Annotated in this window: 24 protein-coding genes; 9 read left to right on the forward strand and 15 right to left on the reverse strand. The window is 63.0% G+C overall.

Translation table 11 applies throughout. From position 1 onward, the window contains the following. The first annotated feature begins 362 nt into the window (after positions 1 to 362). Both ABJ196_RS08980 and ABJ196_RS08985 read left to right on the forward strand, forming a co-directional pair. Positions 363 to 1,724, forward strand: coding sequence for a TPM domain-containing protein (locus ABJ196_RS08980; RefSeq protein ID WP_347306357.1), 1,362 nt, complete (start codon positions 363 to 365; stop codon positions 1,722 to 1,724). A gap of 11 nt (positions 1,725 to 1,735) precedes the next feature. After that, on the forward strand, positions 1,736 to 2,311 hold the full coding sequence (locus tag ABJ196_RS08985; protein ID WP_347306359.1) for a histidine phosphatase family protein: 576 nt from the start codon (positions 1,736 to 1,738) through the stop codon (positions 2,309 to 2,311). On the opposite strand, the gene ABJ196_RS08990 is transcribed toward ABJ196_RS08985, so the two are convergent. From ABJ196_RS08990 to glf, 9 genes are all read right to left on the reverse strand, one after another. Beyond that, positions 2,308 to 2,499 (reverse strand): hypothetical protein, encoded by a 192-nt coding sequence (locus ABJ196_RS08990; protein ID WP_347306361.1) that lies wholly within the window; start codon positions 2,497 to 2,499, stop codon positions 2,308 to 2,310. The genes ABJ196_RS08985 and ABJ196_RS08990 overlap by 4 nt on opposite strands. A 506-nt stretch (positions 2,500 to 3,005) precedes the next feature. Next, positions 3,006 to 3,524, reverse strand: a complete 519-nt coding sequence (locus ABJ196_RS08995) for a hypothetical protein (protein ID WP_347306363.1) — start codon at positions 3,522 to 3,524, stop codon at positions 3,006 to 3,008. Beyond that, positions 3,508 to 3,711 carry a hypothetical protein gene (locus ABJ196_RS09000; protein WP_347306365.1) on the reverse strand — a complete coding sequence of 68 codons (204 nt, stop codon included), beginning with the start codon at positions 3,709 to 3,711 and terminating at the stop codon, positions 3,508 to 3,510. The genes ABJ196_RS08995 and ABJ196_RS09000 overlap by 17 nt, the downstream gene beginning before the upstream one ends. A 172-nt stretch (positions 3,712 to 3,883) precedes the next feature. Beyond that, a complete protein-coding gene (locus ABJ196_RS09005) occupies positions 3,884 to 4,489 on the reverse strand; it encodes a protein tyrosine phosphatase (protein ID WP_257070421.1) in 606 nt (201 codons plus the stop codon). Between the two features lie 147 nt (positions 4,490 to 4,636). Next, the gene (locus tag ABJ196_RS09010; protein WP_347306367.1) at positions 4,637 to 5,536 is read right to left on the reverse strand and encodes an ArsA family ATPase; all 900 of its coding nucleotides are present in this window, start codon (positions 5,534 to 5,536) and stop codon (positions 4,637 to 4,639) included. Beyond that, complete coding sequence (locus ABJ196_RS09015; RefSeq protein ID WP_257055205.1) at positions 5,530 to 5,772, reverse strand: cory-CC-star protein; 243 nt, start codon at positions 5,770 to 5,772, stop codon at positions 5,530 to 5,532. The genes ABJ196_RS09010 and ABJ196_RS09015 overlap by 7 nt, the downstream gene beginning before the upstream one ends. A gap of 6 nt (positions 5,773 to 5,778) precedes the next feature. Further along, positions 5,779 to 7,503 (reverse strand): carbon starvation protein A, encoded by a 1,725-nt coding sequence (locus tag ABJ196_RS09020; RefSeq protein WP_347306369.1) that lies wholly within the window; start codon positions 7,501 to 7,503, stop codon positions 5,779 to 5,781. A gap of 102 nt (positions 7,504 to 7,605) precedes the next feature. After that, entirely contained in the window at positions 7,606 to 7,773 is a 168-nt protein-coding gene (locus tag ABJ196_RS09025; RefSeq protein ID WP_347306371.1) for a hypothetical protein, read from the reverse strand. Between the two features lie 336 nt (positions 7,774 to 8,109). Then, positions 8,110 to 9,306 carry a UDP-galactopyranose mutase gene (gene glf, locus ABJ196_RS09030; protein ID WP_347306373.1) on the reverse strand — a complete coding sequence of 399 codons (1,197 nt, stop codon included), beginning with the start codon at positions 9,304 to 9,306 and terminating at the stop codon, positions 8,110 to 8,112. 144 nt (positions 9,307 to 9,450) lie between these two features. Here glf and ABJ196_RS09035 point away from each other — a divergent pair, with 144 nt between their 5' ends. After that, positions 9,451 to 11,328 (forward strand): N-acetylmuramoyl-L-alanine amidase, encoded by a 1,878-nt coding sequence (locus ABJ196_RS09035; protein WP_347306375.1) that lies wholly within the window; start codon positions 9,451 to 9,453, stop codon positions 11,326 to 11,328. A gap of 49 nt (positions 11,329 to 11,377) precedes the next feature. On the opposite strand, the gene glpK is transcribed toward ABJ196_RS09035, so the two are convergent. The 4 genes from glpK to serS are packed head-to-tail and all read right to left on the reverse strand — an operon-like array spanning position 11,378 to position 15,847. Next, on the reverse strand, positions 11,378 to 12,832 hold the full coding sequence (gene glpK, locus ABJ196_RS09040; RefSeq protein ID WP_347306377.1) for a glycerol kinase GlpK: 1,455 nt from the start codon (positions 12,830 to 12,832) through the stop codon (positions 11,378 to 11,380). Next, positions 12,832 to 13,653, reverse strand: a complete 822-nt coding sequence (locus tag ABJ196_RS09045) for an HAD family hydrolase (RefSeq protein WP_347306379.1) — start codon at positions 13,651 to 13,653, stop codon at positions 12,832 to 12,834. Before ABJ196_RS09045 ends, glpK begins: the two co-directional genes overlap by 1 nt. A 3-nt stretch (positions 13,654 to 13,656) precedes the next feature. Continuing rightward, on the reverse strand, positions 13,657 to 14,580 hold the full coding sequence (locus ABJ196_RS09050) for a lysophospholipid acyltransferase family protein (RefSeq protein WP_347306381.1): 924 nt from the start codon (positions 14,578 to 14,580) through the stop codon (positions 13,657 to 13,659). 7 nt (positions 14,581 to 14,587) lie between these two features. Then, entirely contained in the window at positions 14,588 to 15,847 is a 1,260-nt protein-coding gene (gene serS / locus ABJ196_RS09055) for a serine--tRNA ligase (protein ID WP_347306383.1), read from the reverse strand. A gap of 101 nt (positions 15,848 to 15,948) precedes the next feature. Here serS and ABJ196_RS09060 point away from each other — a divergent pair, with 101 nt between their 5' ends. Genes ABJ196_RS09060 through ABJ196_RS09070 form a run of 3 tightly spaced genes read left to right on the forward strand, consistent with a single transcriptional unit; the run spans position 15,949 to position 18,081 of the window. After that, a complete protein-coding gene (locus ABJ196_RS09060; RefSeq protein ID WP_347306385.1) occupies positions 15,949 to 16,689 on the forward strand; it encodes a GntR family transcriptional regulator in 741 nt (246 codons plus the stop codon). Positions 16,690 to 16,716: 27 nt separating this feature from the next. Beyond that, positions 16,717 to 17,733, forward strand: coding sequence for a septum formation family protein (locus tag ABJ196_RS09065; RefSeq protein WP_347306387.1), 1,017 nt, complete (start codon positions 16,717 to 16,719; stop codon positions 17,731 to 17,733). Then, on the forward strand, positions 17,734 to 18,081 hold the full coding sequence (locus ABJ196_RS09070; RefSeq protein ID WP_347306389.1) for a metallopeptidase family protein: 348 nt from the start codon (positions 17,734 to 17,736) through the stop codon (positions 18,079 to 18,081). Positions 18,082 to 18,099: 18 nt separating this feature from the next. Here the strand turns inward: ABJ196_RS09070 and ABJ196_RS09075 are convergent, their stop codons facing one another. Together ABJ196_RS09075 and pheA are read right to left on the reverse strand one after the other, a co-directional pair. Next, complete coding sequence (locus ABJ196_RS09075; protein WP_347306391.1) at positions 18,100 to 18,738, reverse strand: histidine phosphatase family protein; 639 nt, start codon at positions 18,736 to 18,738, stop codon at positions 18,100 to 18,102. Positions 18,739 to 18,749: 11 nt separating this feature from the next. Beyond that, positions 18,750 to 19,640 carry a prephenate dehydratase gene (pheA, locus tag ABJ196_RS09080; protein ID WP_347306393.1) on the reverse strand — a complete coding sequence of 297 codons (891 nt, stop codon included), beginning with the start codon at positions 19,638 to 19,640 and terminating at the stop codon, positions 18,750 to 18,752. A gap of 19 nt (positions 19,641 to 19,659) precedes the next feature. On the opposite strand from pheA, the gene ABJ196_RS09085 reads away from it, so the two are divergent. From ABJ196_RS09085 to ABJ196_RS09095, 3 genes are all read left to right on the forward strand, one after another. Further along, positions 19,660 to 20,796 carry an amidase gene (locus tag ABJ196_RS09085; RefSeq protein ID WP_347306395.1) on the forward strand — a complete coding sequence of 379 codons (1,137 nt, stop codon included), beginning with the start codon at positions 19,660 to 19,662 and terminating at the stop codon, positions 20,794 to 20,796. After that, a complete protein-coding gene (locus tag ABJ196_RS09090) occupies positions 20,793 to 21,503 on the forward strand; it encodes a type II CAAX endopeptidase family protein (RefSeq protein WP_347306397.1) in 711 nt (236 codons plus the stop codon). The genes ABJ196_RS09085 and ABJ196_RS09090 overlap by 4 nt, the downstream gene beginning before the upstream one ends. A gap of 195 nt (positions 21,504 to 21,698) precedes the next feature. Beyond that, entirely contained in the window at positions 21,699 to 22,883 is a 1,185-nt protein-coding gene (locus tag ABJ196_RS09095; protein ID WP_347306445.1) for an LCP family protein, read from the forward strand.

The raw sequence follows: 22,883 nt of genomic DNA on the forward strand, positions 1-22,883 counted from the left end.
GAGAATCGCGCCGCACACGGAGACAACCTTCTCGGCTCCAACCCGCATGCGCGACTGCACGATGCAACAGAAATAGTTCGTTACCTAGATCCCGGCCTCCGTAGCTGGGTAAAGGACCTTTCCCAAGTGGAATCCATCGCCCGCCGTCGACCATGGCCGGCTCACGGCTCTTCAGCCTGAGCAAAACACCTGAGCACGAAACAAAAGCCCTGGCTAACTTATGCATTGCCTTCACGGCATAGCGCCTGAACCGGTCTCTCACACTTGTGTCTCTAGCGGACATGGTGACGCGTTTCAAGGCGCGCCTTGGCTGCTCTCGCACAAATCTCGCTTCCACGCCCACACGCACATACACTGAAATCATGCGTATTCTCCCCGCCCTCGCCGCCGCGTCCTTGCTCTTCCTTGGCCCTGCCGCGCCCGCCTTCGCGGTGGAGCCCTCCGCCGTCACCGTCGATGACCAGGCGGACATCCTAACGCCCGAGGAAGAATCCCAGCTCAAGGAGGACGCGAGCAACGTCACCCTGCCCGAAAGCGTCACCGCTATCGACTTCGTCACGTTTGAAAGCAACGACGATAATCTCAATGACACCGTGCGCTTCTATACCGGCGACCACGGGCTCCATGACGCCTCGGGGGAGAAATACGCCGACGGTCATCTCATCGTCGCCGTGGGCATGGACCCGCGTCGCATGGGTGTCTACGCCGGCGAGAACGTCGCAGGCGACCTCAACCTCCGCGATGAGAAGCGTCTCACGGCAATTACCGAGGAAATGCGCGGGCTCCTCGCGGACGAGAAATATGACCAAGGCATGCTCCGCGGCGTGCAGGCCGCTGCCGATACCAATCTCACCGCCAAGGACTCCAACGGCGGCCACGTGGGCGGCATTATCGGCGGCACCTTAGGCGTCCTCGGCCTCGGTGCTGCTGGCGCCGCACTAGCGGCCACCCGCAAGAAGAAGGCCAAGAAAGCCCGTGAGGACTGGGACTACATCCTGGCCCACCATGGCGATATCGCGCAGCGCCTCGACCAGATCAACGTGCGCGCCCATTCGCTCAGCTCTCCCCTGGCCAATGACACGCTGCGCCAGCAGTGGGAGGAGATTCGCTCCCGCTTCGTCGACGCCCACTCACGCATGACCGGCTTTGACGGACTCACCTCACAATCCCCGGACAGCAAGTTCCGCGACTTAGCATCTCGCATTGCGGACGCTCGTGCCGCGGTCGAAGCCACGGTGAACGCCGAGTCCAATATCGAGGAGCTCGCCCGCATGGAGCACGGCAACACCGAAGTCCGCCGTCGTGAGCTCACGGATCTCCATGAGGACGTCCTCGCCGCCACCACCAAGGCGGAGGGTGATCTCAAGGGCAAGCTCGAGGCGCTCGACGCCCGCGTCCTGGAGCTGCGGAAATGCATCGACGCGCCCGACTTCATGGACACCTACGCCGGCATCCTCGGCGATTACAAGGTCCTCATCGACGCACTCCAGGACCAGCTCTACGCTGCCTCCAATATCGAGCGCGAGGACCACAGCGCCGCCACGCTTGCCGATGCCGCCTGGCGTCCCGGCGTCGGCTCCTACTATGTCCCTTATGTCGTCATCAACGACTGGCACCAGTCGGACGTCGCCGCCCATGCTCAGGCAAGTTCCGACTCTGGTGGCATCTCCACGGGCTACTCCTCCGGCGGATTCTCCGGCTCGGGCGGATCCAGCTCGTTCTAAGAAGGACTCACATGACTAATTTGTTTATCGTGCGCCACGGCGAAACCGCCTGGTCGCGGACCGGCCAGCACACCTCAACCACGGATCTGCCGCTCACCGACAAGGGCCGCGAGCAGGCGAAGGCGCTCGCGGGCGTCCTCGACCCCGACCAATTCGACACGGTGTACTGCTCTCCCCGCCTGCGTGCACAGGAAACCGCGCAGCTCGCCGGATTCTCGGACTATCAGGTCACCGAAGACCTCGCCGAGTGGAACTATGGCCAGTACGAAGGAAAGACCCGTCAGGACATCATCGCCACCATTCCCGACTGGCAGATCTGGACCCACGGCGCACCCGGCGGCGAAACCCCAGAGCAGGTCGCCGCACGGCTCACGCGTTTCTACAACCGCATGATCGATACCGGCGACGAGCGCATTCTCGTCTTCGCCCACGGCCACGCCCTGCGCGTGCTCGCGATGACGTGGCTGGGCATGCCCCTGAGCTTCGGTTCGCAACTCCCCCTCGATACCGCGACGGTCTCACTCCTCGGCCACTACCGCGGCCGCCGGGCCCTGAAGAAGTGGAACAGCCGCGTGGGCAGGCTTTAGGCCGAAACCTGCGGCACCAGCGTGCCGTCTTCTCGTTCTTTGACGAACGTCACCACACACTTAAACGCATCAACCAGCAGCTGGAAAGCTCCGGGAACGCCCTGACGGTTGACGTACTGAGGCGGCAGCTGGAGCACAGATTCGACCAACTGCTCGGCAACCTTGTCGTCGACGCTCTCCACGGTCACAGCCCCCTCGAGCGCCTGCCCATTGGGGCCGATGAGCTTGGAGCGCTTGTGGTACTTCTGCTGCGCAACCCGTATAGAAATCAGTCGGCGCGAGTTCTTTCATCATGGCCCGCAGTGATTCTGCGTCGCCGTTGAACGCCTAGGGCTGTTATGTCCATGAGGTTTTTGGACTTGGAGTCCAGCTACTTTTTGGACTCGGAGTCTAGGGACTTTGTGGACGCGGAGTCTCCCCGCTTTTTGGACGGGGAGTCCACGGAGTTTTTGTACTGGCTAGCTTCGGTTGATCTTGTCGATCCTCGCTGGCGGGCATTTCCATTCAGCGGGGACCTTAAATCCATATTCTTCCTGCAGAGCCTTCACTGCAGCAGCTGGGTTATCGCGTACAACGGCGGCTGTTTGGATCGAATGCCATGTGAGCCGCACCGTTTTGAGGTGTTCCTGCCACAATGCTTTGTCCACATCGAGGTTGAACTCGACGCGCAAGCTCTCAAGTACGTCTTCCAGAATCAGTCGGAAGCGGTGCCCCCCCCATTCGTGAAATGAAAAGAAGAAATCGCGGGCACCTTCTTAAGGAATTCGCGAACTTTCTTTTCCTTTTCCGTGTGGAGTTTCTTGCTAAACCCCATCAAAAGGGTGAACTCATCGCGATGGGCGTGGACATGAAAATGTGCGCTCGGGTTCTTGCGGCCCCGATCGCGATCGTATTCAACCCGGAAAAGTGGAGCCCTCTGCGTATTCGCGTACGGATAGATCGCAAAACTTGATTGATCGATAGCGGGAAACGAAAGGCTGTCATCCCAGGTACATTTGAATTCTGGTTTTATCCCGAGGACGACGTATCCCGAAGACGTGAGAGGGACGATACCCGGCCTACCGTTTTCTCCCTCGTCAAGACGCACAGATATATTCCGGTCAAGGTCAGTAAAGACAAAACTGGGGCGCGTCGACGAAAAGAACGAGAGAGACTGCTCAATTTCCTTGTGAAAAGCCCGCACAAGCGGTTCGAGCTTATCTACCGCTTCCACCGGCAGCCTTAATCAACCAACGAAGCTCAGAGATGCGCTCCCACAAACCCATCTCAGCCGGCGACAGATCATAGTTATAGGCACGCTCTTCAAACTCTTCCGGATCTCCCACGATCGAGGATTCGAGTTCCTTGAGCTCGGCCTCAGCCTCGCTTTTCGTCAAGCGACGGATGATAGGTGCTGACATTGCTTCTCTCCTTCCTTTGGAAAGGATCTCTAACGACTATTGTGCCCTAGATTGTGCACGGAGGTACCAACATGACAGCGAATTTCAGGCGGACAGCGTCGCCAAAAATCGAACATGAGAGCGAAAATCCCGCTGCCAGCAAAGCCAGCAACGGGACATCACGCTACACCCTCTAAACGTTAACGGGAGCGCCCTCGGAAATCGGCTCGATGCCGAGCTTGCCCAGCATGTAGAGCACGCGGGCCTCGAGGTCGTCCGCGAGCTCGCGAGTTTCCTCGACGGTGGTGGCGGGCTCGATGTCCCAGATCTTGATGTCCTTGCCGGCCTCGTCACGCTCAAGGTCACGGCCAAGGTAGACGATGTAATCCGGCATGGCGACGGTGCGTACCTCATCGAGGTAACGGGCCGGGTCCTCACCCAAGCCACGCTCGCCGAGGACGTGCGCCATGTGGGAATCCGAGAGGTTCTCCGGGTGCGTGGCAGCAGCATCGACGTACAGCGCATCGCCCGCGTGCTTCTTGGTGAGCGCGACAGCAGCGGCAGCCAGTGACCGATCCGCGCCAGACGCGAAGCGAACGTGCACGCGGTGCTGGCCAAAGTATTCGGAGAGCTCGCGCTCAACCATGACCGGAACGAACTCGTCGAGCGTCGCACTCTTGAGGTGGCGAGCGATAGCCTCATCCAGCTTCGAGTCGATCTCTTCCGCGGAGAAGCTATGGCCGTAGGACTCGTGAAGGTCCTTGCGCAGGGTATCGAGGGAATTCTGGATATTCAGCATGATTATTCACCCACTCACTTTCGTGTCTATTGCGAGAACACAACTCTGCATTCTCTATTCGTTAACCTAAAGTTAACTTTAGCAAGAGTAATGGGAGCAGTCAAATAGTGGGAACCAACCCAGCAATTCGCGTGATGAAAGTTTGAACTATCGCTGCAGGTAGGTCGCTATCTCCTCAAGGGCCTCGGGCGAACCAACTTCATAATCAAGCAGCGGAAGCTCAGTGATGGGCACGTCAGGCAGCGCCGCGCACAGCGTCGCAAGCGCTTCTTCCTCCACCGCGCGCCGGCCAGGCAGCGCCGCCGGAGATCGGCGGTTAATGAACAACCCTCCCACCGGTATGCGATGCCCGGCGAGCTCCGTGTAAAGCTCAATGGTCTCCATGACTGGCAGGCGCTCGGCCGTGAGCACGATATTGAAGGTCGAGGACCGCAGCGCGTCACGGAGATGCTCGAAGCGCGTGCGGCGGCGATAAAGGATGGAACGCAACTCCGCGTCACGGCGCTGCGACTTGGTCTCGCCACCGAGCGAACCGACGACGTCCGCGAACTTATCCGCTTTATCGCGGCGCTTGAGCAGACCTTCCGTCCACGCGCTCATGAGCTCGGGCAACGCCATAAGACGCGCGGTATGCCCGGACGGAGCGGTATCAAAGATGATGTGATCGTAGGCGCCCTCGTGGTCCTCGATAAGGACGGCCATCCGCTCAAGGAGCGCAGCTTCATGCGTGCCCGGGGAGGCTGCGGCAAGCTCCAGATGCTTATCGACTTCCTTATGGAGGCGCTCCGGCATGTGGGCGCGCATGGTCTCCCCCGCCTGCGCGAGGTGAGCGCGGGTCGCCTTCTCCGGATCCAGCTCCACGAGATCGAGGTTCTCGCGCACCGTCACAGGTTCCGGACCGATCTCCTGATGCCACAGGTGGCCCAGATTATGGGCAGGATCAGTGGAAACAACGAGGACGCGTTCCTGCTCCGAGCGCCCCAGCGCGTAGGCATTCGACAACGTGGTTTTCCCCACGCCGCCCTTGCCGCCAAAGAACGTTAGCAACAGCTCATCCCCTCAATCGGCGAGCGATCCATGCCCATGCGTGTATGCCATTCGTGCAGGTCTTCGTAGATAACCGGGAGCAGCTCAATCGTGTAGAAGCTCGCCGGATTCGGGATGCCCAGCGCCTCGGAGAGGACGAGGAGACGAAAGAAGTCGTCCTCGTCCCGGCGCGCTCGGGCGAACTCGCGCCGGTACGGCGCAGCGTAGAACTCTTTGAGCAGACTGGTGAGGCTCATACAGACTTAGGCCACAGGGGCATCGGCAGCCTGACGCACCGGATGCGGCGCGTCCGTATCCTCGTCACTCCACTCGACGGGCGGGGCCTTGCGTGCCGCAGAGACGGCGCCGATAACCTCGACGATGACCCACACCGCAGCAACAACGATGACGACGTCCATAGCGAAGAGCAGCCAGTTCTGGGCAGCCCACAGTGTGCCTAGCTGCTTGACTGCAGCCCACAGAGACATCGCGGTAACGAAGACGAGCGGGATGGCAACCGGCCACGTGGGGCGACGCAGGTGCGTGAGAATGACCGTGATGACGGCGAGCGAAAGACCCGCCATGAGCTGGTTCGTCGTACCGAAGAGCGGCCAGATCGTCATGCCGCCGGAACCGTCCGCGCCCTGCGAGAAGGTAAGGGCGAAAGCGATGCCCACCGCGATGGACGTTGCGCCGAGGGCGCCCATCTTGAAGCCCATGATCTCACCGATCTCCTGGACGACGAAGCGCTGGAGGCGCACGCCGGAGTCCATTGTCGTCGCGGCAAAGAGGACGGCCATGGTCGCAAGAATGGTTGCGGACAACGAGGTGGAAATACCCAGGCCCTCGTTGATGAGGTTGCCGCCGCCCTCAACGAAGGCGGACACACCGCCGGCGTTCCACTCGGAGTAGATCTGCTCCCAGTCGGCGAGCGTCTTGAAACCGGAGGTCGTGGCGATAATGGTGCCCAGTGCAAGAAGGCCCTCGCCGACGGCACCGAAATAGCCAACAAAGCGAGCGTCGGTCTCCTTATCGAGCTGCTTCGACGACGTGCCAGAGGCAACCATGCCGTGGAAGCCGGAAATCGCGCCGCAGGCGATGGTAACGAAGAGAAGCGGGAAGATACCGGGCGTGTCCGCCGGCAGGTTGTCGCGCAACGCCGGTGCAACGACGTCAGGCGCGGTGAAGAGGAAGGAAGCGTAGAGGATGCCCAGGCCGATGAACAGCTGCAGGCCGTTGATGTAGTCGCGCGGCTGAAGCAGCATCCACACCGGCAGCAGCGAGGCGATAAACGCGTAGACGAACAGAACGATGATCCACACGCCGTTCGCCGGGATGCCGAGAACGGTCTCCGGCAGCACGATGGGGAAACGATCACCGATGATCATGAGCGTGTAGAGCGCAACGACGCCCACAACAGAAACGAGCGGCAGCGACCACTTGAGACGGTAGATGGCCTGGCCCACGAGGAGCGCGACGATGATGGCGCCCCACGTCGGGATAACGGAGGTCGGAGTCGAAACCAGCAGATTGGAGATGACCACGCCGAAGGCGGTGTTCACCATGAGCAGGAGGAGGAAGATGACGACCAGGAAGAGGTTGCGGCCACGCGCACCGATGTAGCGCCCGGAGAGCGTACCGATGGACTGGCCGCGGTGGCGCTGGGAAGCCCACAGCGCGCCGAGGTCATGCATACCCGCCATGAAGACGGTGCCGATGGTCACCCACAGGAAGGCCGGTAGCCAGCCCCAAATGACGGCGACGGCCGGGCCAATGATGGGCGCCGCACCCGCGACCGACGTGAAGTGGTGGCCCCACAGCACGTACTTATTCGTCGGCACGTAATCAACGCCGTCCTCCATGGTGTGGGCAGGCGTCTTATAGCTATCGGAAAGTCTATAGATTCTTGAGCCCAAAAATTTTGAGTACAAGAAGTACCCAGCGGCCATCATCGAAACACCGGTGGCCACAAGGATGAGAGAGTTCATACAAATCCTCCGTGTGTGTGGCAGTTCATATTAATTGTGAGAATTATGGCACATCACGCTATGGGGTGCCATCGCATATAAGCGATGGGGGTATTTTCCCCATCACGCGAACCGATACCGTTGTTTCGGGCTGCGCACAGGCTCGGTGCGTACACGTTCGTCGGCTTCCACCATCTCGTTGAGCACACGACGAATACCGCCCACCGACATGCCCGCCGCCGCGAGCTCACGACTCGATGCCGCCACATGTTCCTGCACATAGTCGATCACAGCATCCCGAGACTTCCCTCCGCTCGCAGCAGCCCTCTCCGCCCTCGCCGCGTCGCGCTGCGGGAAGACAAGTTCACACGCCGTCAGGAAGTCACGCGGTTCTGGCGGCGGCAGTACATGTCGCTGGAGTTGATCGAGGATTTCGATATAGCCGGTTCCACGATGAAGTGCCCCGCCGTGTGTGTTAATCCCCGCAGTTCAGAACGACTAACCGCGCGCGAAAACGGCGCAACACATAACACAACACTGCACATAACACTCAACACGTGTACGTGTTGTGCTGAGTGTTATGTGCAGTGTTAAAGGTTGAAGCTTCGCGACCTCAGCGGAGGAGACTTAGTGGCCGCGCGCCTGCTCAAGGGCTTTGCCCTCATTCCAGAACGGTGCCAGTTTGTTGTCGAACATGGACAGCGCCGAGGCGATGGCCATGTGCATGTCGAGGTACTGGTACGTGCCCAGGCGGCCGCCGAAGAGGACGTGATTGTCCTTGGCCTCGGCCGCCGCGCGCTTGCGGTAGGCCTCGAGCATGGTGCGGTCCTCCGGGGTGTTGATCGGGTAATACGGCTCGTCGCCGGACTCGGCGAAGCGGGAGTACTCCTTCATGATGACCGTCTTATCGGTCGGGTACTTATCCGCGCGCTCCGGGTGGAAGTGCCGGAACTCGTGGATGCGGGTGTAATCCACGTCCGCATCGTTGTAGTTCATGACCGGGGTGCCCTGGAAGTCGCCGGTAGGCAGAACCTCAAGGTCAAAATCCAGCGTGCGCCAACCGAGCTCACCCTCGGCGTAGTCGAAGTAGCGGTCAAGGGGGCCGGTGTAGACGACGGGTGCGTCCGGATTGGCGGCACGGATGTCGTCGCGAACGTCGAACCAGTCAGTATCGAGGCGGACCTCGATGTTCTCGTGGTCGGCCATCGCGTGCAGCCACGCGGCATAGCCATCGACGGGCAAACCCTCGTAGGTGTCATTGAAGTAACGGTTGTTGAAGGTGTAGCGCACGGGCAGGCGCGTGATATTGCCGGCCGGCAGCTCCTTCGGATCGGTCTGCCACTGCTTCGCGGTGTAGTCACGGATGAAGGCCTCGTAGAGCGGACGGCCGATGAGCGAGATGGCCTTCTCTTCGAGGTTGGTGGCTTCCTCCGGGGAGAACTCGCCGGCCTGCTCGGCGATGAGCGTGCGGGCCTCGTCCGGAGAGTAATAGCGGCCGAAGAACTGGTTGATAAGGCCCAGACCCATGGGGAACTGGTAGGCCGTGCCGTCGTGCATGGCGAAGACGCGGTGCTGGTAGTCCGTGAACGACGTGAACTTATTGACGTAGTCCCACACGCGCTTATTCGAGGTGTGGAAGAGGTGAGCGCCGTACTTGTGGACCTCAATGCCGGTCTCGGGTTCGGGCTCGGAGTAGGCGTTGCCGCCTAGGTGGTTGCGGCGCTCGACGATGAGCACCTTCTTGCCCAGCTGCGAGGCAGCCCGCTCGGCGACGGTAAGGCCGAAGAAGCCAGATCCAACAACGATGAGGTCATAAGAAGTCATGGCTCCCAGCTTAATGGGAAAAGACTCAAAGAAAGGCAGCGGCGTGTCGCAACAGAGTTCACACTTTTATCAGCTTTAACATTGGCCCCAAACGTATACTCTCGTCGCGGCAGCATGCCGCGACCAATCCGAGGAGTCCTCACCGTGCAGTTACGACGTATCAATAGACGCCAGCGTTCCGTGTGGACGCCGGTGGCCGCCGTCATCGCGTCCGTCTCCGTGTTCGCCGCCGCAGCCTTCGGCGGCCACGACATCCTCAAGACGCAGGAGATCGGCTCCGGTCCGATTGACCCGGCGGTCAACTCGGCGTCCTTCGCCGATGGCGCCACGACCGTTGTTGACGATCCGGCTATCGCTTCCCAGGGCGAGGGTGATGGCCCGCGTGCGGTGAAGGAATTCCACCGCGACGAGGCCTTCTCCCAGTTTGCACTCACGTGGTCCGGCGAACGCGATATCGCCGCGTTCGTCCGCGCGAAGCAGCCGGATGGCTCGTGGTCCGAGTGGTACGACACCACGCCAATCGGCAACGAGGGCAGCAACGGCAAGACCGGCACGGAGCTCATCTATGTGGGCCAGACCAATGACGTCCAGGTCTCCGTGAGCAACGTCGACCTCTACCAGGACAATAACGACAACATCCTCGACCAGGCAGCGAATACCATCAACCCGTTGCTCACCAACGTGGGCGATATCGCGCCGGTCGCGGACACCATGCCCAGCGACCTCGACGTCGTTTTCATCGACGGCAAGGCGCAGTCCGGCATCGCGCCGGTCGCAGATTACCGCGACGCAGGCATGCCGTCCGTCGTCTCCCGCGCGGGCTGGGGCGCCAACGAGGGCATCCGCTGCCAGCAGCCGACCGATGACGGCTACGTCAAGGCACTCACGTTGCACCACACCGCGGGCAAAAATACCTACACGCAGGCGGACGCCGTCGCGCAGGTGCGCGGCATCTACGCCTACCACGCCCAGACCCTGGGCTGGTGCGACATCGGATACAACGTGCTCGTGGACAAGTTCGGCACCATCTACGAGGGCCGCTACGGCGGACTCGACCGCGCCATCCAGGGCGCGCACGTGGGCGGCTTCAACTCCCACAACTGGGGCATTTCCATGATCGGCAACTACGAGACCGCGCAGCCAAGCCAGGAGATGCTCGACTCCGTCGCCTCCATCGCTGGTTGGAAGGCCGCGAAATCCGGCTTCTCTCCGTCGTCGACTGTTTCGCTGACCTCCGGTGGCTTCAACGGTTCGCGCTACGCCGCGGGCCAGACCTACACCGGCCCGGCCTTCCTGGGCCACTCTGACCTGCACTTCACGCAGTGCCCGGGTGCGAATACCATTGCCCGCTGGGGCGAGATCCGTGCGAACGCGACGACGAAGTACAACGCCATCAAGAACGGCGGCGGCGCTGCGGATGACCTCAACATCAACGACGGTATCAATAGCGGCTGGGATCACGCCTCGACTCCGAAGACCCCGAACTCGAATGCCACCTCGTCTATCGGCGGCACCGAGGTTCCCATGTCCACCATCGAGGCGCTCATCGGCATCGCAGCAGCGCTTATCGGCATCGTCGGAGCCTCGAACGTCGACGGCATGAAGGTCGATCAGAAGGCCGAGCTCGCCGGCGGCATCACCGTGGGCGAGGTCCCGAATATCGTGTCGAAGGTCATCGCCGTGACCGGCAACGAGGGTCTGGCCGAGACATGGACCGCGGTCCTCAACGCCTTCGGCCCGGTCCTCGGCCTGCCCGTGGGTGGCCCGGACTTCAAGGACGTCGACTCCCAGCTCGTCTCCCAGCTGTTCACCAACGGCGTCGTCCTGTCCAGCAAGGACACCGGCACCCACGCGCTCGTGGGCGATATCGCTAAGAAGTGGGCCGAGAACCCACAGGCATTGGGCCTGCCCACCTCAGACGAATACAAGTCCGCAGACGGCGCGACCATCCGCGTTGACTTCCAGGGTGGCTATATCACGTTTGACCCGGCCAGCGGCCAAGCTCAGGTCTTCACCAACTAAGACGCACACGAAAAATGCGCCCCGCGGGGCGCATTTTTTATGCGGGTATTTAAGCCCAGTCCAGGCTGCGCTCCACCGCGCGCTGCCAGTCGGCAAAGATGTCGTCCCGGTTGACCTGCGGCTCCCACGTCTTATCCGGGGCGACGAGTCCCTCGAGTTGCTCGAGGCTTTCCCACACGCCAGCGCCGAGCCCTGCGGCGAACGCAGCACCGAGCGCCGTGGTCTCAATCTCGCTCGGGCGCGTCACCTTCGCGCCCATAATGTCAGCCTGCAGCTGCATGAGGAGGTCATTGGCGACCATGCCGCCGTCCACGCGCAGCTCTGTGAGCGCAACGCCCGAGTCCGCGACCATCGCCTCCACAACCTCGCGGGTCTGGAAACACGTGGCCTCGAGCGCGGCGCGCACGATGTGCGAGCGGTCCGCGAATCTGGTCAGGCCCACAATCACCCCGCGCGCATCCGGTCGCCAGCGCGGAGCAAAGAGCCCGGAGAAAGCCGGCACGATGTAGACCCCGCCGTTGTCCTCCGCTGCAATGCTTTCCGATGCCGCCGCCGTCGGAATCATCCCCAGCTGGTCCCGCAACCACTGGATAAGCGCGCCGCCTACGGCGACGGAGCCCTCGAGGGCGTAGGTAGGGGCGGCATCGGCACGCTGGTACGCGACGGTGGTGAGCAGGCCGTGGTCCGAAAAGTGCGGCTCGGCACCGGTATTGTGTAACAGGAAGAGCCCGGTGCCGTAGGTGTTCTTCACCTGCCCCGGGGTAAATCCGGCCTGGCCGAAGAGCGCGGACTGCTGGTCGCCGAGCACACCCATGATGGGCACGCGGGTAAGCGTCCCGCGGTGTCGCACCACGCCGAAGGCGCCGACGGAGGGGCGGATATGGGGAAGCATCTGGACCGGAACCCCCACCTCACGGCAGAGGTCCTCGTCCCACTCGAGGGTCTTTAAGTCCATGAGCAGCGTCCGCGACGCATTAGTCACGTCCGTCGCGTGGATCTCGCCGTCCGTGAGATTCCACAGCAGCCACGCGTCGATGGTGCCGGCGAGCAGTTCGCCATTCTCGGCGCGTTGCCGGGCCCCCTCCACGTGGTCGAGGATCCAGGCAATCTTGGGCCCTGCCGGATAAGAATTCGCGAGCAGGCCGGTCTTCTTATGCCATTTATCGGCGGGCTCATGGCGACCCTCGGTACGGGTGTCCTGCCAGACGATCGCGTTATAGATAGGCTCGCCGGACTCCTTATCCCACACCACTGCCGTCTCGCGCTGGTTGGTAATGCCGAGCGCGACGACATCCGCCGCGGTGATATCGAGCTCCACCATCGCCGTGGAGACAGCGCGGCGCGTGTTGTCCCAGATCTCGCGCGGATCGTGCTCGACCCACCCCTGACGCGGAAGGATTTGCTCGTGTTCGTACTGCGCAGAGGCGACGATGCACCCCTCCGCGTTGACGAAGACACAACGCGTGGAGGTGGTCCCTTGGTCGATGGCGGCAATAAGCGGCATTAGAACCAGCGCTCCAGCACCGTGGCCACCCCGGCCTGATGGTTCGGGGTCGTCACTTCGTCGGCCGCCTCCTTCACAGTGTCCGCGGCGTTGCCCATGGCCACGCCACGTCCAGCCCAGCGCAGCATCTCAATGTCATTGGGCATATCGCCAAACGCGATGGTCTCGTCTTGTGCGACGCCGTAGTGATCCGCGAGCCAGGTAAGCCCCGTGGCCTTGGTGATGCCAGGCGCGGCGATCTCGAGGATGCCCTCGTCCATGGAAAAGGTCACGTGTGCCTCGTCAGGATCGACGTGCGGGGCAATGAGCTCATAGAGCTCCCGCGAGCTGTACTCCAGGTTGCGCAGAATGAGCTTGACGCAGGGGACCGAAATAACCCCCTCCGTCGTATCCTTCTTGAACTCCCCAAAGAGATCATCGTCGCCGTAGGCGGGGTCCACGACGAAGAGTTCCGCCACGTTGTCACGGGTCGACGTGCCAGCGCGCTCGGCGCCCACGGCGATGCCCCCGTAGCGCGCCATGACGGACTGCGCGGTCTCGACGATGGTGGTGAGCGTCTCCGGCTGCAGCTCATGCGCGAGGACCACCTGATCCGCCGCGGAGTCGTAAATGACAGCCCCGTTGCTCGTCACGCAGAGCGGACGCACAGGAATCTGTTCGAGCACCGGCGCGATCCACCGGAACGGACGGCCCGTCGCCAACGCGAAGTGGGTTCCGGATTCAACCGCGCGCGCCACGACGTCGCGGGTGCGCTGCGTGACACGGTGGTTGGGATCGAGGAACGTTCCATCGATATCGCTGGCGATGAGCCGTGGGATCACTTTTTAGGTTTCCTTCTTCAGACGGCGCCAGGCGCGTCGCACCCGGCGGGCGAGCCGCTTATCTTCCTTGATTTCCTTCTGCGCGGCAGCGCGGTGCGCCTTCTGCGCGCGGGCGCGGGCCTTGGCTTCGCGCTCGGCATGATCCATGCGGTTGGCTTCATCGAGGGTCGGCGCGGTGCCGCCCATCGCGGCCGGGCGCCAGTCGAGGCCGTCCTCGAACGGGCCGTACTCCTTGTCGTAGCGGGCACGAACCTCCGAGAGCAGTGCCTGCATCGCGGCCTTGAGCGTCGCGATGTCGGTGTCCGGATCCCCGGTCCTCGTAATGGGCTCGCCCACCTGGATGATGACCGGCGTCTTCGTGCGGCCGAGGTGCTTCTCGCCGCCCTTCGTCCAGATGCGCTGGGAACCCCACGTCACCATGGGAATGAGCGGCACGTCTGCGGTCGCGGCGATGCGCGCCGCACCATTCTTGAAGTCCTTGAGCTCGAAGCTGCGGGAGATCGTGGCCTCCGGGAAGATCGTCACAAGACGACCGGAGCGCAGGTGGAGCACGGCGGCATCGATAGACGAGGCACCCGCCGAGCGGTCCACCGGTACGTGCTTCATCGTGCGCATGAGCCAGCCCACGACGGGGACGTCGAAGATCTCCTTCTTCGCCATGAAGCGGGTGAGGCGACGTCCGCGGATATACGGCGGGATTTGGCCAAAAATGAAGTCGTAGTAGCCCGTGTGGTTCATCGCGAAGAGCGCGCCGCCGAACTGCGGGACATTCTCCGCGCCGTAGACGGAAATCTGGATGCCCTGCGCCCGCATGACCCGGTTGAGGACAGCAATAATGCCCTGGTAGACCGGCTCGCCCGCCTCAGCGTGGCGGGGGATCTTCTCAAGCGAGACTGGGACGTGGACGAGACCTTCGCGAATATCCATGGCAGCCCTACTTCATCGGCGTGAGGACGTCCTTGCCCACGAACGGGCGCAGCGCCTCGGGCACGACAACGGAGCCGTCAGCCTGCTGGTGGTTCTCCAGAATGGCAACAAGCCAGCGGGTGGTCGCGAGCGTACCGTTGAGGGTCGCGGCGAACTGGGTCTTGCCGTTCTCGTCGCGGTAGCGGGTGTGCAGGCGGCGAGCCTGGAAGGTCGTGCAGTTCGAGGTGGAGGTGAGCTCGCGGTACGTGCCCTGGGTCGGGACCCACGCCTCATTGTCGAACTTGCGGGCAGCAGACGATCCAAGATCGCCACCGGCGATGTCGATGGTGCGGTACGGCAGCTCCATGGCGTCGAGCATGGACTTTTCCATGTTCAGCAACTGCTGGTGCATGTCCTCGGCCTCTTCCGGCTTGCAGTAGACAAACATCTCGAGCTTGTCGAACTGGTGGACGCGGAGGATGCCGCGGGTGTCCTTGCCGCTGGCGCCGGCCTCGCGGCGGAAGCAGGAAGACCAGCCGGTGTACTTGAGCGGGCCGTCCTTGAGATCGATGATCTCGTCCTTGTGGTAGCCCGCGAGCGCGACCTCGGAGGTGCCGACGAGGTACAGGTCATCCGCCGGGAGGTAGTAAATCTCGTCCGAGTGCTGGCCGAGGAAGCCGGTGCCGGCCATGATCTCCGGACGCACGAGCACCGGCGGGATCATGAGCTGGAAGCCAGCCTCGCGTGCCTTCTGCGCGGCGAGCATGAGCATGCCCAGCTGCAGGAAGGCGCCGTCGCCGGTGAGGTAGTAGAAGCGCGCGCCGCCCACCTTGGCGCCGCGCTTGATGTCGAGGAGACCCAGCGACTCTCCCAGCTCCACGTGATCCTTCGGCTCGAAGTCGAAGGTGGGAATCTCGCCGACCTCCTCAAGGACGATGAAGTCATCCTCGCCGCCGGCGGGTGCGCCCTCGACGACGTTGGAGAGCTTGTACTGCAGCTCGGTGACCTGCTCCTCGGCCGCGACCTGCTCGGCCTCGGCTTCCTTGACCTTGGCCTTGAGCTCATTCGAGCCCTCGAGAAGGGCTGGGCGCTCCTCCGGGGAGGCCTTACCGATCTTCTTGCCAAAGGCCTTCTGCTCGGAACGCAGCTCGTCGGCCGCGACGATAGCGGCGCGGCGGCGCTCGTCTGCAGCGATGAGGGCGTCGACCAGCGACGGATCCTCGCCGCGGGTGACCTGGGAGGCACGGACAACGTCTGGGTTTTCGCGGAGGAACTTGAGATCAATCACGCAACAATCCTAGCGCATAGGGACTTTCACCACGGCTTACGCTCACCACGGGGGCGACCACTCTCTTGCCCGGTTATGACCACCGGCCTAAAATACATGACATGACTATCCCAGCACGCATCATCGAGGACGGCCCCATCCCGAAGCATGCGCAGCTACGCGATATTTTGGCGGAGCTGTGCCACACGCAGCTCAAACCTGGAGACATGCTGCCCGGGGAGAGGCTCTTGGAAGAAACCTACGGCGTCTCCCGCATCACGGTCCGCCGCGCGATTGGCGATCTCGTCGCCGCCGGGCAGCTGCGAAGGGTCCGCGGTAAGGGCACCTTCGTCGCCCCCAACCCGCTCGTCTCCCGCCTACACCTCGCATCCTTCTCGGATGAGATGGGCGCCCAGGACGTGGAGGCTTCCTCGAAGATCCTGCTGGGCGGACGTTCGCCAGCGCCGGACGAGGTCACGGAGTTCTTCGGAACTCCGGCGGGAACCCCGCACACGCACCTGCGGCGCCTGCGCCTGGGCGACGGGGAGCCGTATTCCATTGATGACGGTTGGTACAACTCCACGTACGTGCCCAATCTGCTGGAGAACGACATCTACAAGTCCGTCTATCACATTCTCGACACGGACTTTCAGGTCCCGATTACGGAGGCGGACCAGATCGTCACAGCCGTCGCCGCGGATCCGGAGGTCGCGCACCTGCTCGACGTCGAGCCCGGCGCGCCGCTGCTCCACATCATTCGGTACTCACGCTCGGGCGATAAACCGGTCGAGTGGTGCTCTTCGGTCTACCGCACAGACCGATATCACCTCTCGGCCCGCGTCGGACGTGCGATGGAAGACTAACCGGGCGAGTGTAAACTACGCAGGTATATGAGTAGCCGACAGTCTTTCCGCGCCCTCCGGAGCGCCACCGCCGTCAACACTGTATTGATCGCGGCGGCGGCCTCAGCCGTCTTCGTCGGCTCCTACGGCCTCTTCGGAGGCGAGACCACGACCACGACGCACGGTACCGCCGCAGCCTCAAGCTCGGCGAAAGGCGCAGCGGAGCTCGCGCCATTCACCACGGCGGACGCGGGCTCCTGCCTCAACTGGGATATCGACGCGCAGGGGAAAGTCTCGAATTTCTCGCAGACTGACTGCTCGACAGAGCACCGTTTCGAAGTCGCCGCGCGCGAGGATCTGTCTGTCTACCCCACCAGTGAGTTCGGCGAAAACGCAGAGATGCCTAACCAGGAGCGCCAGGCGCAGCTGCGCGAAGAGCTCTGCCACGGCGCGACGCTCGCGTACGTGGACGGCCGCTTCGATCCGGCTGGCAAGTTCTCCATCGCGCCCATCCTGCCGCCGGCGGAAGCCTGGGCGCAGGGAGACCGCACCATGCTCTGCGGCCTGCAGACCACGGATGAAAACGGCGTCGCGCAGCAATTTAGCGGACGCGTCGTCGAGGTTGACCAGGCGAATATCGCGGAGGCTGGCGCCTGCCGCGCCATCGGCGACGACCAGGTGCTGCGCACGGTGGACTGCGCCGAGCCGCACCAATTGGAGACGGTCTCCATCGTGGACCTGTCCCAGCAATTCCCACAGGGCACGCCGTCCATCGACGACCAGAACACGTTCCTCTCGGAACGCTGCACCCAGGCGGCCGAGGATTACCTCGGCGGCGAGGAAGCGCTCTATCAGTCCACGCTGCAGCCCTACTGGGGCTCGCTCGCGGAGTCCTCGTGGAACGGCGGATCGCGCTCGGTCAACTGCTCGCTCATGCACGTGAACGGGCAAACGAAGACCTTCTCCGCCATCACGGGTCCGGCGAAGAATGGCCGCGAATCCCTCACCATCGACGGTGCCACCCCGGCCGCACCGCCCACGCGTAACCCGCTACGGAACCCATAGATGTACTACGTGGAGGACGAGCGCTTCGATGAAATGGTCGAAGCAGCGCTCGACAAGGTGCCCGAGAATTTCGTAGCGCGCATGCGCAACCTGGCGATTCTCGTCGAAGACTACAACGAGGACTCGCCCCACATCCTGGGTCTCTACGAGGGCGTCGCGCTCCCCAAGCGCACGTTTGACCACACTGGCTTCCTGCCCGATGCGATATTCATCTACCGTCGCGCGCTCCAAGACTGGTGCAATTCAGAAGAGGAACTTGAGCACCAAGTCATGGTGACCGTCTTCCACGAACTGGGGCACTACTTCGGTATCGACGACGAGCACCTTCACGAGCTGGGCTGGGGTTAAAGCTCTAGGGTCAAAGCTTTAGGGTTCAAGCTCTAGGTCGGCCCAGCGGATAAGTTCCCATTCCCCAAACCGCCCCGTCGGCTCCATGACCGTGAAGCGACAGTTGGGCATGTAACCGGTGAAGGCGAAGTCCGGATCCACGCCGCAGGCATGCGTCGTCACGGTACGGATGACGGCGCCGTGCGAAAAGACAACAACGTCGGAATCGGATCCGACGACCGACTCCAGGATGGGCTGGTAGCGGTCGAGCACGTCGCGCAGCGTTTCGCCGCCTTCCATGCACGCATTCATATCCCCGGTGAGCCAGCCGCGCAGCGCGAAGGTATAGGCATCACGCGTCGCATCGGTTCCGGACATCTCGTGGATACCGGCGAGGATCTCATGGAGCCCCGGCGTCGGCTCGACGGGCAACGTATACGGATCCCAGCCGCGTGCTTCCTCGAAGGCGCGCGCCGCCGCCATCGCCGTTTGCTGCGTGCGAATCGCGATGGACGAAAGGAAACGCGGAACCCCCTCAATGAGATCCGCCAGCTCCAACCCCACCGCGGTGGCTTGGTCGCGGCCGCGCGGGGTAAGTTCCGCACCCGGCGGGCGGGTGTCCATGAGGTGCTCGACGTTAGAGAACGTCTGCCCGTGACGCACGAGGTAGATACGCATACCTCGGAAGCTTATTGGCCCCGGCGCGCCCGCGCTACCCATTCATCTGCGGCAGCGAGACGACGGCTCGAGTCCAGCTCCTGCGCCGCGGGCCACGAGCCGACGAAGACGAGCTCCTCCGTCCGCAGCCACAGGGCGCGCAATGCCTCGGCGACAGGTTCATCCTCGATATGCCCCACAAGATCCACGTAGAAGCGGTACGTACCGAGCTCCTGTCGGGTGGGACGGGACTCGATGCGCGTGAGGTCCACGCCGCGAATCGCAAACTCCTCGAGCGCGCCCACCAACGAGCCTGGTTGGTTGGGAAGCGTAAAGACGACAGACGTTCGGTCGGAACCGGTCGGGGAAGGCGGAGCCGCGGGCACACCAACAAGCAGAAACCGCGTCGTCGCGCCGCGCACGTCGGCCACGCCCGATTCAATGATCTCCAGTCCATAAATCTCCGCCGCGCGCGCCGGTGCTGCAGCGACGTCGGCCTCGCCCTGCGCGACCATCTCCGCGGCCGCGGCGTTGGAGGACGCCGGGGTAAAGGCGGCATCGGGAAGCTCCTGCGCGATCCAGCTGCGCACCTGGTGGTACGCGACCGGATGCGTCGAAAACTTCGCGCGATCCCGCGACCCCGGGCGCACCATAATGGCGAACTCGACGGGAAGATCGACTTCTCCGAAGACCTGGACTCGCTCATCAGACTCGACAAGCGCGTCAAAGGTCGCCGTGACGGCGCCATCCACGGAGTTCTCAATCGCGACGACGGCGTACTGGGCAGCACCAGAGCGCACCGCTCCCAGTGCTTCGGAAGGGGAACCGACCGGAAGCCCCGTCACCTCCCCCAGATCAAACTGCAGGAGGGCGGCTTCCGTAAACGTCCCGGCAGGGCCCAAATACGCGACTGTCGTGTGCATAGCGATTACCCTAACACCTATGGATTTTTCCCTTGGACAGTTACGCCAGGACCTTCAGGGCCTTACCCCCGAAGAACATGGCTTTACTTACCTCGATCTGGATCGGACTCCCACAGCGTCCGGTCGCCTCGACGGCTGGGTGCTCTCCGCAAAGGACCTGGCGGACGTCAAGGGCATGCGCACGACGCTGGGAAATATCGATCGGGCCTATATCGCCACCGCCACCGACCCCACCATCGAGCAGCTGGAGTCCGAAGGCGCTGTCATTATCGGCAAGTCCGCGGCCCCCGAGCTCGGACTCATGGTCGACACGGAGCCCATCGGGCTGCCACATCCGGATAACCCTCTCTGGCCCGGCCACACCCCGGGCGGTTCCTCCGGCGGTGCGGCGGTCCAGGTGGCGCGGGGCTTGCTCCGTGCCGCCCACGCCGGCGATGGCGGCGGCTCTATTCGCGTTCCTGCGGCGGCCTGCGGGGTGGTCGGATTTAAGCCGGGTGGAAATTCCTTATCCGTCGACGGCTTCATCACCCGCACCGTTGCCGATGCCGCCTTCCTCCACGACATTCATCCGCTCGTCCCCCGCGCGCGGATTGGAGTGCTCACCGAGCCGCTCTTCATCGACACCCGCGTCGATCCTGTCATGCTTGAGGCGGTCCGCGAAGCAGAAAAGCGACTGCGCGCCCGCGGCTTCGATGTCGTCCACATCGGAAAATATCCGCAGGCAGCCACCACTTTCGAGGCCTTCCGTCACATCTTCACCTCGCACCTGGCAAACCTCGACGAGGCCGAAGGCTACGTGGACTGGATCCGTGCGCTCGGGCGCCGGGTCTCGCCCAAGCAGCTCGCCCTGGCGAAGAAGCATGGGACGGCATTACAGGAGATCCTCACCCTCCAATGGCGCGTCGACGCGATTCTTTCTCCCATGCTCGCGTTCGACCCACCACGCCACGGCACCTTCCGCGCATTGCCGCACGAGAAGAACTTCGAGGAGCAAACTCGCTGGTCGCCGTGGGGTTCTCTCTTCAATGTTGCGCATCTTTCCGCACTCTCCGTCCCGTGGACCCTCGATAATCACCAGCCCGTCGGCCTCCAGCTCGGCGCGATTACCCTTTCCGAGCCCGAGCTCCTCGGCCTGGCCACGGTGCTGCACCCATGAGCCGCGTCCGCACCGAAATCCTTATCGTCCTTGCCGTCACCTTCGGCATGTCCGGGCTCCGCTCGCTGCTCCGACTCGTCGATGGCCTCCTTAACCCAGCGCCGTTGTCCGCACAGTCCGTCACCCTCAACGCTTCCCAATCGGACCTGGCGTGGCTCGACATCGCTCTCCAGCTATGCTCCGCCGGGGTCCTCTTCGCCTGGGGCGCGCTCGCCCTCTTCCTCCTTCAACGCTCACTCCCCCGGCCCCAGCTTTCCGATGCCGCCTCCTCCCCCGCCCTCGCCCTCCTTATCGGCGTCCCAGGGCTCGCGCTCTATATCACCGCCCTCCACTTCGGGTGGACCAAAGAAGTTGTCCCCACGGATTTTTCTACTCCGTGGGCCGAGGTCCCCGCGCTGCTCGTGTGGTCTGCCGCCAACGCCTTTGCCGAGGAGACCGTCGTCGTCTTCTGGTTTATCTCACGCTTGCGGCAACTGCGGATTTCGCCGTGGACAGCGATCGCCGCCTCGGCGGTGCTGCGCGGTTCCTACCACCTCTATCAGGGGGTCTCGGCAGGCTTTGGCAATCTCGCCATGGGTCTCATCTTCGGCTACTACTTCCACAAAACCGGCAGGGTATGGCCGCTTATCATCGCGCATTTCCTCATCGATGCTGTCGCCTTCGTAGGCTACGCCTTCCTGCCCAACCTCGACCTGCTGAGAATCTAGAGCTAAACCCCGACCACATCTACACCGATAGCACCAGCACGACCGACCAGAACTCTGCGTCTGCGCTAGTCCCGTTCCCGAAGGGGCGCGCGGTATCCTGTTCGCATGACTGACACAGGACGCGACCCCCACCGGGAAAACCGGCGTGTTGGCGACGACCTGAGCAATTACGTGCTCGGCGCCGACGGCAAGCCCATGACCGATCGCTACGGCCGTCCCGTCCTCCGCCGTCCCATCGCGAAGCCCGCGCCCCGCGCGGAGCGGACCCCGCAGCCGGAGCGTGAGCGCCACCCGCAGTTCTCCGTGCAGGACTGGCAGCGCGAACACCGAGCCCACCAGCCCGCGCCCCAGCCCGCGCCTCAGCCTGCGCCACAACGCACGCCTCGACAGCAGGTAAGCCAGCCGGTTCCGCGCAACTACTCGTCCCGGCCGGCGCAGCCGGCCGTGCGCCCGCACCGCCATGGCAAGCAAGCCAACCCGGTGCGACGGGGCATCGGCTGCCTCGGCGCAGCGCTTGTCGCGATCGTGGTATTTACGCTGGCGATTGCGCTGTGGAGCGATTCGAAACTTACGCGCATTGAAGCCATGCCAGATTCACAGGTCGCGAACACACCGGGCACCAACTGGCTGCTGGTCGGTTCCGACTCCCGCGTAGGCCTTAGCGAGGAAGAGCAAATTGAGCTCGGCACCGGTGGCGACGTGGGTTCGAGCCGCACTGACACGATCATGCTTCTGCACATCCCGAAGTCGGGCAAGGCGAAGCTCGTATCGTTGCCACGCGATAGCTGGGTCAACGTCCCGGGATTCGGCATGGACAAGATCAATGCGGCTTTCTCCTACGGCGGTGCGCCGCTGCTGGCACAGACCATCGAAGAATGGTCGGGGCTCCACATCGACCACTATGCGGAGGTCGGCATGGGTGGACTGGCCAACGTCGTCAATTCCGTGGGCGGCGTAGAAATCTGCGTCCAGGAAGCCATCAATGATCCGCTGGCCGGCATCGATCTGCAGCCGGGCTGCCAGAATCTCCAGGGCCGCGATGCCTTAGGCTATGTGCGCACGCGTGCAACAGCCATGGGCGACCTTGACCGTGTCCAACGCCAGCGTGAGTTCTTCGCCGCGCTGCTCGACAAGGTCACGGCCCCGACAACGCTCATCAATCCTTTCCGGACAATTTCGCTCATCAACCACACGGCCGACTCGTTCGTCGTGGGCAAGAAGGATCACGTATGGCACCTGGCCCGCGTAGCCCTCGCCATGGCGGATGGCGTCGAAACCGAGACCATCCCGGTATCCGGCTTCGCCGATACAGCCTCCGGCAACGTCGTCCTCTGGGATGACGAGCAGACGGCGGCTCTGTGGGAGTCGATGAAGTCCTAG

The organism is Corynebacterium sp. SA-MJD20WY100, from assembly GCF_039822565.1.
Classification (GTDB): Bacteria; Actinomycetota; Actinomycetes; order Mycobacteriales; family Mycobacteriaceae; genus Corynebacterium; species Corynebacterium phoceense_A.